We start from the raw sequence: 14882 nt of genomic DNA on the forward strand, positions 1-14882 counted from the left end.
GATTCTCGATGCGCCCACAGCAATCTGCGGTTTTTGGTAAACGTAAGGAACCCCACACGATCATCATCGCGCGGGGTGACAGGATCCGGCATTTCACGGTGCGGCCGTGGATCGCAGCTCTGGTCGGCTCTGCGGTTGGAGCGCTTGCTATAGGCTATCTTCTTGCCACCTCGTATCTGGTATTTCGTGACGATTTGATCGGTGCCACAGTTGCACGCCAGGCGCGGCTTCAACAGGCCTATGAAGATCGGATTTCCGCCCTGCGTGCGCAGCTTGATCGCGTGACAAGTCGGCAGCTTCTTGATCAGCAATTTATGCAGGAGAGGGTTGGTGAGCTGCTTGAACGGCAGGATCAGCTAACCAAGCGTCAGAGCCGGCTCGATCCGGTGCTCAACCGCGCAGGGGCGGAACTGCTCCCCGAGAACCCGCCCGTGCCCGAGCCAAGACCGAAAATCAAGGCCGAGAGCAAGCCCCTGCTTGATCCAACGACCACCGGCAGCATTGCAGTTGCTTCCTTCGCTCCTTCTCAGACAGGTTCGGTCCCCTGGCCACTCCGATCACGTTCCTCGCAGAAGCGTGAGCAATTGTCCGCCGCCGACAAAGCTGACTACCTTTTTGTGAAACTTAATCGCGCGCTGGAGACCATCGAAACAGATCAAATTGACAGTGTCAGAATGCTTGCTGACGGTGCCTATCAGACTGCCGATGCGATCGCCGGCACACTGGAGGATGTCGGCTTGACAATTGCCAGCGACCACCGGGAACAGAATGTCGGCGGCCCACTCCTGGCATCCACCTCCGCGTTGGTTTTTGAAGACCAGGTGCGTGAACTGGATGAAGCACTGTCCCATCTGAACCAAGTCAAGGCCAAAGCAAGGCGACTGCCTTTGGCGAGCCCGGCGCCCGGGGCCCAGATCTCAAGCCGATTCGGCGCACGCAAGGATCCCTTTCTCGGACGCCTTGCCCACCATTCAGGTATCGATTTCCGGGCAAAGCGTGGAGCCTCTATTCATGCAACCGGCGCAGGTACAGTGGTCAAGGCAGGCTGGAACGGTGGCTACGGGCGGATGGTGGAGGTCGATCACGGAAACGGTCTCACGACCCGGTATGCGCATATGAGCAAGATTCTCGTAAAGACCGGCGACAAGGTGGATGTGGGAACCAAGGTCGGAAAGGTCGGTTCCAGTGGCCGTTCGACAGGACCGCATCTCCATTATGAAGTGCGCAGATCCGGCACAGCCCTGAATCCCGCCCGCTTCATCACGGCAGGGCGCAAGATCGCCAAATATCTCAAAAACGAATCCGGAAAATAAAAATGGGCGAACGCCAAGCGTCCGCCCATATGAGAAAATGAGATAAGGCGATTTACCGCCTATGTCAGGTCCTCTACCTCCGCGCCGTCACTGCCGTGAACACGCTGTGACAGGGCAGCTTCCATAAATGTGTCCAGCTTGCCGTCGAGAACATCCTGAGGGCTGGTGCTTTCAACGCCGGTACGCAGGTCTTTCACCAATTGATAAGGCTGGAGAACATAGGAGCGGATCTGATGCCCCCAGCCGATATCCGTCTTGGACGCCTCCGTCACACTCGCTGCATCTTCACGCTTTTTGAGCTCTTCTTCGTAGAGGCGCGCGCGCAACATATCCCATGCGGTAGCGCGATTTTTGTGCTGTGAGCGTTCTTTTTGACACTGCACCACGATACCACTGGGAATATGCGTTATGCGGACAGCCGAATCGGTCGTGTTCACGTGCTGACCGCCTGCCCCCGACGCCCGGTATGTGTCGATGCGAACTTCAGACTCCGGAATATCGATCTCGATCGTGTCATCAATAACCGGATAAACCCAGGCACTGGCAAAAGATGTGTGGCGCCGTGCATTGCTGTCATAGGGGGAAATACGAACCAGGCGGTGTACGCCAGACTCCGTCTTCAGCCACCCATAGGCGTTCCGCCCCTTGATCAACAGCGTCGCCGACTTGATACCTGCCTCTTCACCGTCGTGGACTTCCATCACGTCGACTTTCATCCCGCGGCGCTCTGCCCAACGCGAATACATCCGTAGAAGCATCTGCGCCCAGTCCTGGCTCTCGGTCCCGCCAGCACCGGCATGGATTTCCAGATAGGTGTCGTTTCCGTCAGCCTCTCCGGAAAGCAGGGACTCCACCTGTCGGGCGGCAATCTCTTCATTCAGACCTTTGAGAGCAGCTTCGGCTTCCGAGATCACGGAAGCATCGCCCTCTTCCTCACCGAGTTCGATGAGACCGACATTGTCCTCCAGGGCCTGCGACAGGTTGCGGACACCGGTTATGTTTTCTTCGAGCATCTGACGCTCGCGCATCAGCTTCTGGGCCTCTTGTGGATCATTCCACAGATCGGCTTCTTCAGCGCGAGAATTGAGATAATCGAGCCTTTTTACCGCCGCATCCCAGTCAAAGATGCCTCCTCAGCAGGCTTATGGCCTGCTTGATTTCGTCGACAAGATTTTCGGTTTCTGCGCGCATTGCAGATCAACACCTCGGTTTTGTTGGATTTTTCAGAAACGGAACTCTGAGTCGCGTCGGACCATATGGAGCGCGCCCGCTTCTGTAAAGCGGACACGCCCCTCCGGCAACAATATCAGTAGAGGCCGCCAGCGCCCGAGTTTACGGCACGATTGGCCTGCGGAGAAATGACACGGGGGCCCCCTGCTCCCTCCAGATCTTCCATACCAATGACCCAGTAGCTGTCGGCAGGCCCTGTCCCGGGCTTGAAGGCTTCCATGATCACACCGGGCTGTCCCGCCTGGGCGCGCATTCCCGTCTTGCGATCAATGGGAATGATGTTCATGCCTTCCGGCACCTGAAAATCAACAGGACGCATATCCTTCAATGCATTTGTCATGAAGTCCTTGAAGATCGGCGCGGCGAGGCCACCGCCGGTGGAGCCACGCCCCATCGGACGCGGGGTGTCGTAGCCCATGAACACTCCAACGACGAGATCGGGTGTGTAGCCCACGAACCATGCGTCTTTCTCGTCGTTTGTCGTTCCTGTCTTGCCGGCAATCGGCCGCCCCAGCTCGGAGACGGTTACCGCCGTGCCACGCGAGACAACGCCCTGCATCATCGAGGTGATCTGGTAAGCGGTCATGGGGTCGAGGACCTGATCACGATCATTGATGATCTCTGGCTCCTCCTGCCCTTTCCACTCGCTTGCGACACATCCCGCGCATTCACGGCGATCGTGCTTATAGACCGTTTTTCCGTAGCGGTCCTGAATGCGGTCGATCAACGACGGAACGATTTGCTTTCCGCCATTTGCCATCACAGCATAAGCCGACACCATGCGCATGACCGTCGTCTCCCCTGAACCAAGGGACATGGCCAGCACCGGAAGCATCTTGTCGTAGATACCGAAATGCTCAGCATAGTCGGCCACCAGTTGCATGCCCATGTCCTTGGCCAGGCGCACAGTCATCAGATTGCGCGAGCGTTCGATGCCAGCACGCAATGTCGAGGGACCGGCTGATTTCCCGCCGTAATTCTTCGGCTCCCAAACCTCATTACCAACCTGGATCGAGATCGGCGCATCAAGCACGACCGAAGCCGGCGTGTAGCCATTGTCGAGTGCGGCCGCGTAAACGATGGGTTTGAAGGCAGAGCCCGGCTGACGATAGGCCTGTGTCGCCCGATTGAACTGGGAATCAGCATAGGAAAAGCCACCGACCATTGCCAAGACGCGTCCCGTATGGGGATCCATGGCAACCAGAGCGCCTTCAATCTCCGGCACCTGACGCAACTGCCAGGCCCGCTCCGTATCCTTTTTCTTTTCGACCAGAATCACATCGCCGGGCTTCAGAACGTCCGATTGCTTGTTGGCCTTGAGACGTTCGCCATTGACGACGTGCCGCATGGCCCATTTCATGTCCTCGAGCGCGATGGTACCTGTTTCACGTTCTTCCGAGAGCGCACCGGAAACCGTACGCTCCGGCTTGATGCCTATGGAAATCTTGTCATCTTCGGTTCCCAGAACGACAGCAAGCTTCCATTCGGGCACATCGCTCAACGCGTCTATCTCGCCGAGCGGCACGCCCCAATCTCCTGAAGCGTCGATCTGCGTGACCGGCCCGCGGTAACCGCGCAGCGTATCGTAGCGAATGAGACCGTTCTGCAGCGCCTTGCGGGCATAAAGCTGCAGTTTCGGATCGAGCGTCGTGCGGACGGACAGTCCGCCTTCATACAGCGCGTCTTCGCCATAGCGCGAAATGATGTCGCGACGAACCTCTTCCGTGAAGTACTCGCCTGCGAAAAGATATGTTCCGCGACGCCGGGGAGAGACATTCAAGCCAGTCGCCTTGGCTTTCTCGCCTTCCTCCGCAGTCGCATAACCATTCTCAACCATTTGATCGATCACCCAATTGCGGCGTTCGACTGCACGCTCCGTATACCGGAAAGGGTGATAATTGGATGGGCCCTTTGGCAGGGCGGCCAGATAGGCAGCTTCGGCCAGTGTCAGTTCATTGACAGACTTGTCGAAATAGGTCAGCGCCGCTCCGGCGATGCCGTAGGAGCCAAGGCCGAAAAAAATCTCGTTCAGGTAGAGCTCAAGAATACGATCCTTGGAATAGGCCTGTTCGATGCGGAAGGAGAGCACCATCTCCTTGATCTTGCGCTGCATGGTCTGGTCGGACGTCAGCAGAAAGTTCTTTGCTACCTGCTGCGTAATGGTCGATGCGCCGACGGGGCGGCGACCCGAACCGAAATTCTGGAGATTGGTGATCACCGCGCGCGCGAGGCCTGTCACATCCACACCAGGATGCTTGTAGAAATTCTTGTCTTCGGCAGAGAGGAAGGCGGCCTTGACCCGGTCAGGCACGGCCTGAATGGGAAGGTAAAGTCTACGTTCCCGTGCGAACTCCGCCATGAGCGCGCCGTCAGCAGCATGTACACGGGTGGTCACCGGTGGTTCATACTTCGCAAGAACCTCATAGTCAGGGAGATCTTTTGTAAGATCGCCGACGTATAGCGCGATGCCCGCTGCCACCAGCAACGCCAGCACGATGCCAACGCCAAAGAAATACCCGATGAGACGTACCATGCCCGCTCCAATTCATACTCTGGCGTCGCCGTTTGCTGTAAAAGCCACTAACCGCCAGAGCCGTCTTTCAAATTCCAGCCGCATCACGAAGGCTAACGACGAAATCGAATCTCGCCATTGCCGAACAGTCGCCCTTTTTCGCCGCCAGCGATTCTATAATACCACTTTTTGTCATGATCTTCCGCCCGGAGCACCGGTGTTTCCGGAAAATCTTATGTGGGCTCTTACTGCCTCAGCGTTGTGGGCAAAATACGGCGACACGACCGACGGAAACTCCGGCTGCATTAATCATCGCAAGCGTTGCAGACTTGCAACGTCCTTGCGTCATCCGCCCGCCCCGCCATTGGCCTTCGCAAAATATCCGACAGCTTCCACGATGGCGTCCATCGTCTCGGCGCGCCACTTTGGGTCCCGTAGCTGCGCTTCGTCTTCCGGGTTCGACAGGTAGCCTAGTTCCAGAAGCACCGAAGGGATATCAGGGGCACGAAGGACCCTGAAACCCGCATAGCGATGCGGATTCTTCACCAATTGAACCGTATCCGACAATCTGCCGATGAGGGTGCGCGCAAAACGGATGGAAAACGCATGCGTTTCGCGCCGGATAAGATCAACGAGAATGTCCTCGACTTCATCCTGCTCCTCTTCGGGCACTTTGCCGGCGATCTCATCCGATAGGTTTTCGCGTGCGGCTGTCGCCGCTGCCTCGGCATCCGATGCCTTGTCTGAGACCGTATACACAGTTGCACCGCGCACGCTGCGGATCGCGATCGCGTCGGCATGCACCGAGACAAATAGATCCGCGCCCTTTTCGCGGGCAATCCGAACCCGCTCGTCGAGACGCAGGAAACGATCATCTTCCCGTGTCAGAACGACCCGATAGCGGCCGGTTTCCTCCAGCTTCCCAGCCAGTTCAAGCGCAAACAGCAACGTGATCTGCTTTTCGATCGTGCCGTTGATGCCACGTGCGCCGCCATCCGCACCGCCATGTCCCGGATCAAGCGCAACGGTAAAGCGATCCTGGATCCCGGTCGCCCCTCCCCCCGGCCCCTCAGCCTTTGGTTTGAGCATGGCAGCACGAAGCGCCGCGTCGAAATCATCAGCCGAGCTGGCGCGGATCTCTATGATCAGGCGAAACCCGTCCGAGGTTTCATTTTTCATCACCTCGGCTTTTTCCACGGAGAACGGACCCACGGCGCGGAAAAGCAGACGCGCGCGCGCCGCGTCCACAGCGCCGTACTGGACAGCCGCAACCAGACCACGCGGGCGCAGTTCCAGAGGATCGAATGAAAACTCCGTCAGCGGGAGGTCGATGACCAGGCGGTTGGGATCCCGCAATAGAAACCATTGGAATTCGGGCTTCTCGTCAAAATGTATGACGATGCGCGTGTACTGAGCGTCGCCAGCCATCTTGTAGTCATGCGCCTTAAGCGCAGGCTCTCCGCCAAAAGCACCGTTGAAAGCAAGAGTGATCGCTGCAAAAAAAGCCCAAATGAATAGCGTTGGTCTGTGCAAAACCACCTCGTTGCGATGCGTTGTGCGAATCTTCATCGAATCAACATCCATTCCCTATGAGAAAAATGGCGTTTTTCTTTCGAATCGTTGGAAAACACGTGTTTTTTATGCGCTCTCCGCAACCGTGGGGCAATTGAAGACTAGATTGCCCCTCAGCCACCGGCGTAGCCCGCCAATGGAAATCAGGGTTGCCAATACAACTGTCAAATCATAAAAGCATCTATGAATCATCGCGATAAGCGTCCTTGGTTTGAGTCCCTGCTGACAAACGGCGATGAGCATTGGGGCAAACCTTTTCCGCCGCCGCAAACCTGAACGCGCGGTGATTCAGAAGGAATTTTTCAGGGCCTTCTCCAGATATGAGAGCTCTGACGTAGGAAACGGCCGGACCTTAAGAAACGTCCGTGCCGGCTCGCTATGAGCAAAAGCTGGCCCGTAAAACCGGGCTTTGGTTGAAACGGTTCTGCCGGGCGATGGAATGGCTTCAGGCGCGATTGGAAATAGATCCGGATTAAAGCGCACCGCGAAATCGGTGCTCCGGCCCAATTTCGCGCGGCCTTCAACGCCGACGAACCTCAAATTATCCGGCACAGATTGTCACACTGGCTTGCGGCGACACACGTGGAGCCCGGCCCGACAATCGCACCCTGCCGGGGAGACAAGAATTTATGCCGAACAAAATGCTTATAGATGCCTCCCATCCGGAGGAAACAAGGGTTGTCGTCCTTCGCGGTAATCGCATCGAAGAATTCGATTTCGAATCTCAGGATAAGAAACAGCTTCGCGGAAACATCTATCTGGCGCGTGTAACACGTGTCGAACCTTCACTTCAGGCTGCCTTCGTCGAATATGGTGGAAACAGGCACGGCTTTCTCGCCTTCAGCGAAATTCATCCCGATTACTATCAAATCCCCGTAGCGGACCGCCAAGCGCTCATTGAAGCCGAGGCAGCAGAAGCCAAGGCGGATGAAGACGAGGACGAAGGCGAACCGCGTCAGTCCCAGAAAGGCGGGCGGAAACGTCGCCGCGCCAACACGCGCAAGAAATCTGCGAAGCAGGACGACGCTGTAGCCGACGAAGAGAAGATCGATGCGTCTGGAGAAGACGACGCGAGCGAGGATGAAGGTGACGACAAGCCCACAACGATGGCTGCGGAGGCGACGGGAGACGTTGTTTCCGAGGAACCGCGCGCCAAACGCTCCCGCCGCGGTCGCTCCAAAGACGATGGCGACCTCGATGAAGGCAATGGCGACGACGAGGAAGAGAACGTTGACACCGTAGGCGCTGATGATGCTCTGGAAGAAGCGCAACCATCGCGTCGTGCCGCTCGTAAAAACTACAAGATCCAGGAAGTCATCAAACGCCGCCAGATATTGCTTGTTCAGGTGGTCAAGGAAGAACGCGGCAATAAGGGCGCGGCGCTCACCACCTACCTGTCGCTTGCCGGCCGTTATTCTGTCCTGATGCCGAACACTGCGCGTGGTGGCGGCATCTCGCGAAAGATCACCAACGTTCAAGACCGCAAACGCCTCAAGGATGTCGTGAAACAGCTTGATGTCCCCCAGGGCATGGGCGTCATCCTTCGCACGGCCGGCGCCAACCGGACAAAAGCTGAAGTCAAGCGCGATTACGATTATCTCATGCGTTTGTGGGAGAAGGTGCGCACCCTTACGCTCGAATCAACGGCCCCTGCCCTGGTTTATGAGGAAGGCAGTCTGATCAAGCGCTCTGTGCGCGATCTTTACAACAAGGACATCGGCGAAGTTCTGGTGGCTGGCGAGGAAGGTTATCGCGAAGCCAAGGATTTCATGCGGATGCTCATGCCGAGCCACGCAAAGGTTGTGCAACCTTATCGTGAGGTCACGCCGATTTTCGCAGGCAATGGCATCGAAGCGCAGCTGGATCGGATGCTGCAGCCCCAGGTGACACTGAAGTCAGGCGGCTACATTATCATCAACCAGACGGAAGCGCTGGTCGCGATCGATGTCAATTCCGGTCGTTCCACAAAGGAACACTCCATCGAGGACACCGCCCTCCAGACCAATCTGGAAGCCGCGGAAGAGGTAGCGCGACAGCTGCGCCTGCGGGATATGGCGGGGCTGATTGTCATCGACTTCATCGACATGGAGGAAAACCGGAACAACCGTGCGGTCGAGAAACGTCTCAAGGATTGCCTGAAAAACGATCGCGCACGCATCCAAGTGGGCCGGATCTCGCATTTCGGGCTTCTGGAAATGTCCCGTCAGCGCATTCGTGCAAGCGTTCTTGAGAGCACGATGCAGCCCTGCCCCCATTGCGGCGGCACGGGGCATATCCGCTCGGATTCTTCTGTGGCATTGTTCGTGGTTCGCTCCATAGAGGAATATCTTCTCAAGGATGCCCGCAACAATATCGCTGTAAGGACACCCACGCCGACAGCGCTCTATCTCCTCAATCATAAACGCGCCAACCTCGTGGAGATGGAGAACCGCTTTGGTGTGAGCATCACAGTGGAAGCGGATGATGAAGTCGGGGCGCAGCATTTTGCGATCACAAAACAGCAACCGGCAGACAAGTCCGGCATGGAGCAGCCCGTTCCGACTGCTGCCATAGAGGTTGCGGAACCGGAAGAAGCCGCCGCTCCATCGCATGAAGCCACCAATGGCGAGGATGGGGAACCCCGCAAACGTCGGCGCAAGCGCAAACGGCGCGGTGGCCGCAATCGCAACAACAATGGCGAGGCTGCGACCGAGCAGACCCAGAACGACAGCACCGAACACGCTACGGTTGATGAAAATGCCTCCCACGGGAATGCAGGTGACGAAACTGCTGCGGCCGAAGAGGTGAGCGAGACCGTAACCGCCGACGGCGTCGAAGGTGAACGCAAAAAGCGTCATCGCGGCAAACGTGGCGGGCGCAAGAACCGCAGGGAGAGCCAGCCGCAGGATGTGGCTGAGGACGCCGAAAATGTCGCTTCTGAAACGGTGCAGGCCGACACTTCGGACCACACCGAAGCAGCATCGGCAGAGGAGGCTCAAAAAGAGACACCCGCCGACTCCCAGCAGGAAGCTGCAACAGCTGAGAAGCCGGCCAAGAAACCGCGCCGCCGTGCACGCAAGACGTCTTCTCCTGCAGCCGAAGGCAACACACCCGACGATACGAGCAATGGCGCAACACCCACCGCAGAGGAAAAGGCTTCCGAGGAAGTCTCCACCGACACCGCTGCTTCTGAAACGGATGTGACCCCGGCTCCGAAAAAACGTCGGACCTCGACGCGCCGAACGTCCACGAAAGCCAAAGCAGAAAACAACGAAACCCCAACCAAGGATAGTGTCGCGGCGGAAGCCGAACCCGTGGTGTCGTCGTCTGAGACTTCGGAATCTGATCGGCCGCGCAAAACCGGCTGGTGGCAACGCAAGAGTTTCTTCTAGGCCGCGGACCTGGAAGAGCCATCGCCCGACGGCCAACTTATGATCAAGGACTAAAGAAAACCGGAATCCGCTTACAGCTTTCGGTGATGCATCGTAAAAAGCCGGCGCCCTGCGCCGGCTTTTTACGTTTGACCGGCTTCTTACGTTTGAAACGTAGCGACGCCATGGATCACAACTCCATGATCACATGCGGTTCTGCCTTCCCATTGCCCTCATGCTCGTCTACCACTTCGGCGATGCTTGAGAGAAAACCCATGGTTTACATGACTGTCACTCGAACGATTGCATTCCTCCTTGCTGCCGCTTATCTGACCGTGGTCTGGGCTCCTGCCGCACTTGCGCAGTCCCGGGTGACCGTTGTCCGCGACGCGGAAATCGAAGCCCTGGTTTCCGAATACGCCCGTCCTATTCTTAAAGCGGCGGGGCTTTCGAGGTCCGGTATCGATATCGTCCTCGTCAACAACCGCAGTTTCAATGCGTTCGTCGATGGGCGCCGCATCTTCATTCATACTGGAGCTTTGACGGACGCGGAGACCCCCAACGAGGTCATCGGCGTGATAGCCCACGAGGCCGGCCATATCGCGGGCGGCCATCAGGAGCGTTTGCGCCAACAGTTGAAACGGGCCCAGACCATGGCGATCGTTTCGGCTCTGATCGGCATCGGAGCGGGCGTAGCCGGCGCGGCCTCCGACTCGCGCGGACTGGCCTCCGCCGGCGTCGGCATGGCGGCTGGAGGCGCCGAGATGGCGCGCCGCAGCCTGCTCGGTTATCAGCGATCTGAAGAAGTCACCGCGGACAGGACCGCGATTGAGTATCTGAATCGCACCGGGCAATCGGCCAAGGGTATGCTCAAGACATTCGAACGTTTGGCCGGTGGCATGGCTCTCGCCGGTGTCAATGTCGACCCTTACCAGATCAGCCATCCAATGCCGCGCGAACGCATTGCCAATCTGGAGGAACTTGCACGCAAGAGCAGCCACTTCGAGCGTAAGGATCCCCCGGAGCTGCAACTGCGTCATGACATGATGCGCGCCAAGATCGCTGCCTATATGGAGGGCGGTCAGGCCGTGCAACGTCTCTTCCGCAGCGATCCCCACGGTATCCCTGCGCGCTATGGCGATGCGATCTCCACATATCTCACCGGCAACCCGCGTACCGCTTTGCAAAAGGTCGATGCGCTGATTTCCCAGATGCCCCGCAACCCGTATCTCCAGGAATTGCGCGGAGATGTTCTCATAAAGGCCAACCGGCCCGAAGAAGCAGCTAACGCCTATGCGCGGGCGCTGTCACTTGCTCCTGGAACTCCGGGCCTGCTGCAGGTGGGCTATGGGCAGGCCCTTCTTGCCACTGGCAAGCCGGATCTGGTCAGAAAGGCCGCTTCGGAGCTGCAGACGGGTCTTTCGCGCGAACCGGAATATGCCAATGGCTATCGCTTCCTCGCTCAGGCTTACGGACAAATCGGGGAAATCGCCGCTGCCGAACTGGCAACGGCGGAAGGCTATTTCCATCTCGGCCAATATCAGGACGCAAAAATCTTTGCGACCAGAGCGCAAAAGCGGATGAAACGCGGCACGCCCGGCTGGCTGCGTGCCCAGGATATCATTCAATACAAGAAACCGGGTTAGAATGAACCTTTGCGGCCTCATTCACACCCATGAGTGATGCATTATTGCACCCGCTCACCAAACAGATGAATCGGAACGAGACATGATCTTCACGAGAAAAACATCGATGCTGGCAGCCACGGCAGCTGTGCTCGCGCCCCTCGCATTGTTCAACTCCATTGCGCAGGCCGAGACTGCAGCGCCTCTTGGCAAACCGGAAGTGGAGCAGATTGTCCGGGACTACCTGCTCAACAATCCCGAAATCCTGCTGGAGGTGCAGGATGCACTCGAGGCAAAGCAGCGTGAAGAGCAAAAAATAGCCCAGCAAGCGGTCATGGAAGAGAAAAAGGACGAGCTTTTCAACAGTCCCTATGATGGTGTGGTCGGCAATCCGGACGCAGCCATCACGGTCGTTGAATTCTTCGATTACAATTGCGGCTATTGCAAACGCGCCATGGCCGACATGCAGGCCCTGGTCGACGAAAACGACGACGTTCGCTTCGTTTTGAAGGAATTCCCCATCCTCTCCGCCCAATCGCGCGAAGCTCATGTGGTGTCGATGGCTGTGCATGCCATTGCGCCAGAAAAATACGCGGAATTTCATCAGCAGCTTTTGGGTGCTGAAACACGAGCCGATGGCGATATGGCCATGAAGATCGCCGTCCAGACGGGGATCGAGGAGGCGACGCTGCGCAAGGAAATGGAAAATCCCGCAATTCAGAAAATCTTTGCCGAAACTTATGAACTGGCGAATCAGCTTGCAGTCACCGGAACGCCCGCTTATGTCATCGGCGGCGAGGTGGTGTTCGGTGCCCTTGGCAAGGATGTTCTTGCCGAGAAGATCGACCAGGCACGCTCGCAAAGCAATTGATCGGCGCGTTGAGCGCTCTGTGGACAGACAAAGAAGCCCCTTGCCATCTTTGCGGCACGGTCTAAGCCCTCTATAGAGGAGCATACGGAGCGTGTTGCAAAGGGCCAGGGGACAATTTCATGGCGAAAACAGTCTTCATATTGAACGGGCCCAATCTAAATGCGCTCGGCAAACGTGAACCTGGCATTTATGGTGGCGATACCTTGGCAGGGATCGAGGCATCTTGCCGGAACAAGGCCTCGACCCTTGGAATGCAGGTCGAGTTTCGCCAGTCCAACCACGAAGGCGACCTCGTTGACTGGATTCATGAAGCAGATGAGAGCGCAATTGGGATCATCATCAATCCCGGTGCCTATGGGCACACATCCATTGCTCTTCATGATGCAATCCGCGCCATCAGCCCGCTTCCGGTGATCGAGGTGCATATCTCCAACATTCATGCGCGCGAGGCCTTTCGCCACGTTTCCATGATTGCCCCGGCAGCAAAAGGCATGATTTGCGGTTTGGGCACAATCGGTTATGTACTCGCGCTGGATGCGTTGGCCGCAAGCCAGCCCGATTGAGAACAAGGCAGGAATAAGAATATGTCGACAAAAAAGACGGGGGTCGATCAGCAACTCATTCGCGAGCTTGCGACGATCTTGAACGACACAAATCTGACTGAAATCGAGATCGAGCAGGACGATCTGCGGATTCGCGTGGCCAAACAGGCCGCTGCGGCGGTGCAGACTTATGCAGCGCCAGCCCCTGCTCCTGCTCCTGCTGCACCGGTGGCTTCACCCAAGGAAGAACCCTCCGCAAACCCGGCCGATTCCAAGAATGCCGTGCCCTCCCCGATGGTCGGCACGGCCTATGCGGCGCCTGCGCCAGGGGCAAGCCCCTTCGTCCAGGTCGGTCAATCCGTGAAGGAAGGCCAGACGCTTCTTATCATCGAAGCTATGAAAACCATGAACCAGATCCCTGCTCCCCGCTCCGGCACCGTGACGGCGATCCTCTTCGAGGATGCCCAGCCGGTCGAGTTCGGCGAGCCGCTGGTTGTGATCGAGTAGTCCGGGGCAGGCGCGCATGTTTCATAAAATCCTCATCGCCAATCGCGGCGAAATCGCCCTGCGCGTTCTGCGCGCCGCCAAGGAGCTCGGCATCCAGACCGTCGCCGTCCATTCCACGGCCGACGCGGATGCGATGCATGTGCGCCTTGCCGACGAGAGCGTATGCATCGGGCCACCGCCTTCGCGTGACAGCTATCTGAACATTCATCAAATTCTGGCAGCGTGCGAGATCACTGGCGCTGATGCTGTCCATCCAGGCTATGGCTTTCTCTCCGAGAACGCCAAGTTCTCCGAGATTCTGGCAGCGCACAACCTCACCTTTATCGGGCCGTCCGCGGAACACATCCGCATTATGGGCGACAAGATCACCGCCAAGAAAACGGTAAAGGCGCTCGGCATCCCAGTCGTACCCGGCTCCGATGGCGCCGTGACGGATGACGTAGAAGCCAAGCGGATTGCCGCTGACATCGGGTACCCGGTGCTGATCAAGGCCTCTGCCGGCGGCGGCGGCCGCGGCATGAAGGTCGCGCGCACCGAGGCCGATCTTGCCGAAGCGCTTTCCACCGCGCGCTCGGAAGCCGGCGCAGCTTTCGGCGACGACGCGGTTTATATTGAGAAATACCTCGAAAAGCCTCGGCACATCGAAGTGCAGGTGATGGGCGATGGTGCTGGCAAGGCCATCCATCTGGGCGAACGCGACTGCTCACTCCAGCGCCGTCATCAAAAAGTCTGGGAAGAGGCCAATTCGCCCGCGCTCAATGTGGAACAGCGCAACCGCATCGGCGAGGTCGTCTCAAAGGCGATTGCCGATCTCGGCTATTCGGGTGCTGGGACAATCGAATTCCTCTACGAGAACGGTGAGTTTTACTTCATCGAGATGAACACCCGTCTGCAGGTGGAGCATCCGGTGACCGAGGCCATCACCGGTATCGATCTCGTGCACGAGCAGATTCGCGTCGCCTCTGGCGGCGGTCTATCCTGCACTCAGGATGAAGTTCGCTTCGAGGGCCACGCCATCGAATGCCGCATCAATGCCGAAGACCCGCGCACCTTCACGCCCTCACCCGGCACCATTTCGCACTTCCACACGCCGGGCGGTCTGGGAATTCGCGTGGATTCAGGCGTTTATTCGGGTTACCGCATTCCACCTTACTACGACAGTCTGATCGGCAAGCTGATCGTGCACGGGCGCAATCGCGTTGAGTGCATGATGCGTCTGCGCCGAGCGCTGGACGAATTTGTGGTGGATGGCATCAAGACCACACTGCCGCTGTTCCAGGATCTGGTCGGCAATCCTGACATCGCCAATGGCGACTACGACATCCACTGGCTGGAGAATTACCTGGCAAAGACGAGCTGA

10 protein-coding genes are annotated in these 14882 nt (G+C 57.7%); 7 read left to right on the top strand and 3 right to left on the bottom strand.

The genetic code is table 11. The features are described from left to right. Positions 1 to 8 precede the first annotated feature (8 nt). Positions 9 to 1313 carry a M23 family metallopeptidase gene (locus KW403_RS00100; RefSeq protein WP_223020786.1) on the top strand — a complete coding sequence of 435 codons (1305 nt, stop codon included), beginning with the start codon at positions 9 to 11 and terminating at the stop codon, positions 1311 to 1313. A 59-nt stretch (positions 1314 to 1372) separates the two neighbouring features. On the opposite strand, the gene prfB is transcribed toward KW403_RS00100, so the two are convergent. The 3 genes from prfB to KW403_RS00115 form a co-directional block, all read right to left on the bottom strand. Beyond that, a protein-coding gene (gene prfB, locus KW403_RS00105; RefSeq protein ID WP_223020787.1) for a peptide chain release factor 2 occupies positions 1373 to 2504 on the bottom strand; the annotation gives its coding sequence in 2 pieces (ribosomal slippage) (positions 1373 to 2434 and positions 2436 to 2504; 1131 coding nt in all). A gap of 115 nt (positions 2505 to 2619) precedes the next feature. Further along, the gene (locus KW403_RS00110) at positions 2620 to 5076 is read right to left on the bottom strand and encodes a penicillin-binding protein 1A (RefSeq protein ID WP_223020788.1); all 2457 of its coding nucleotides are present in this window, start codon (positions 5074 to 5076) and stop codon (positions 2620 to 2622) included. A gap of 324 nt (positions 5077 to 5400) precedes the next feature. After that, positions 5401 to 6624 (bottom strand): N-acetylmuramoyl-L-alanine amidase, encoded by a 1224-nt coding sequence (locus tag KW403_RS00115; protein WP_223020789.1) that lies wholly within the window; start codon positions 6622 to 6624, stop codon positions 5401 to 5403. Positions 6625 to 7256: 632 nt separating this feature from the next. Here KW403_RS00115 and KW403_RS00120 point away from each other — a divergent pair. The 6 genes from KW403_RS00120 (at position 7257) to accC (ending at position 14882) form a co-directional block, all read left to right on the top strand. Then, positions 7257 to 9998 (top strand): ribonuclease E/G, encoded by a 2742-nt coding sequence (locus tag KW403_RS00120; protein WP_223020790.1) that lies wholly within the window; start codon positions 7257 to 7259, stop codon positions 9996 to 9998. 263 nt (positions 9999 to 10261) lie between these two features. After that, on the top strand, positions 10262 to 11623 hold the full coding sequence (locus tag KW403_RS00125; protein WP_223022363.1) for a M48 family metalloprotease: 1362 nt from the start codon (positions 10262 to 10264) through the stop codon (positions 11621 to 11623). 82 nt (positions 11624 to 11705) lie between these two features. Further along, positions 11706 to 12473, top strand: a complete 768-nt coding sequence (locus tag KW403_RS00130) for a DsbA family protein (protein ID WP_223020791.1) — start codon at positions 11706 to 11708, stop codon at positions 12471 to 12473. A gap of 119 nt (positions 12474 to 12592) precedes the next feature. Further along, entirely contained in the window at positions 12593 to 13036 is a 444-nt protein-coding gene (gene aroQ, locus KW403_RS00135) for a type II 3-dehydroquinate dehydratase (RefSeq protein ID WP_223020792.1), read from the top strand. Positions 13037 to 13057: 21 nt separating this feature from the next. Further along, on the top strand, positions 13058 to 13522 hold the full coding sequence (accB, locus tag KW403_RS00140) for an acetyl-CoA carboxylase biotin carboxyl carrier protein (RefSeq protein ID WP_223020793.1): 465 nt from the start codon (positions 13058 to 13060) through the stop codon (positions 13520 to 13522). 16 nt (positions 13523 to 13538) lie between these two features. Continuing rightward, the gene (accC, locus tag KW403_RS00145) at positions 13539 to 14882 is read left to right on the top strand and encodes an acetyl-CoA carboxylase biotin carboxylase subunit (RefSeq protein WP_223020794.1); all 1344 of its coding nucleotides are present in this window, start codon (positions 13539 to 13541) and stop codon (positions 14880 to 14882) included.

This window comes from Nitratireductor kimnyeongensis, assembly GCF_019891395.1.
GTDB classification, from domain to species: Bacteria; Pseudomonadota; Alphaproteobacteria; order Rhizobiales; family Rhizobiaceae; genus Nitratireductor; species Nitratireductor kimnyeongensis.

What these genes read in the sequence shown, in the direction of transcription:
- KW403_RS00100 (WP_223020786.1), top strand. Translation starts at nt 9, where the DNA reads ATGCGCCCACAGCAATCTGCGGTTTTTGGTAAACGTAAGGAACCCCAC.
- KW403_RS00110 (WP_223020788.1), bottom strand. Translation starts at nt 5,076, where the DNA reads ATGGTACGTCTCATCGGGTATTTCTTTGGCGTTGGCATCGTGCTGGCG.
- KW403_RS00115 (WP_223020789.1), bottom strand. Translation starts at nt 6,624, where the DNA reads ATGAAGATTCGCACAACGCATCGCAACGAGGTGGTTTTGCACAGACCA.
- KW403_RS00120 (WP_223020790.1), top strand. Translation starts at nt 7,257, where the DNA reads ATGCCGAACAAAATGCTTATAGATGCCTCCCATCCGGAGGAAACAAGG.
- KW403_RS00125 (WP_223022363.1), top strand. Translation starts at nt 10,262, where the DNA reads ATGACTGTCACTCGAACGATTGCATTCCTCCTTGCTGCCGCTTATCTG.
- KW403_RS00130 (WP_223020791.1), top strand. Translation starts at nt 11,706, where the DNA reads ATGATCTTCACGAGAAAAACATCGATGCTGGCAGCCACGGCAGCTGTG.
- aroQ (WP_223020792.1), top strand. Translation starts at nt 12,593, where the DNA reads ATGGCGAAAACAGTCTTCATATTGAACGGGCCCAATCTAAATGCGCTC.
- accB (WP_223020793.1), top strand. Translation starts at nt 13,058, where the DNA reads ATGTCGACAAAAAAGACGGGGGTCGATCAGCAACTCATTCGCGAGCTT.
- accC (WP_223020794.1), top strand. Translation starts at nt 13,539, where the DNA reads ATGTTTCATAAAATCCTCATCGCCAATCGCGGCGAAATCGCCCTGCGC.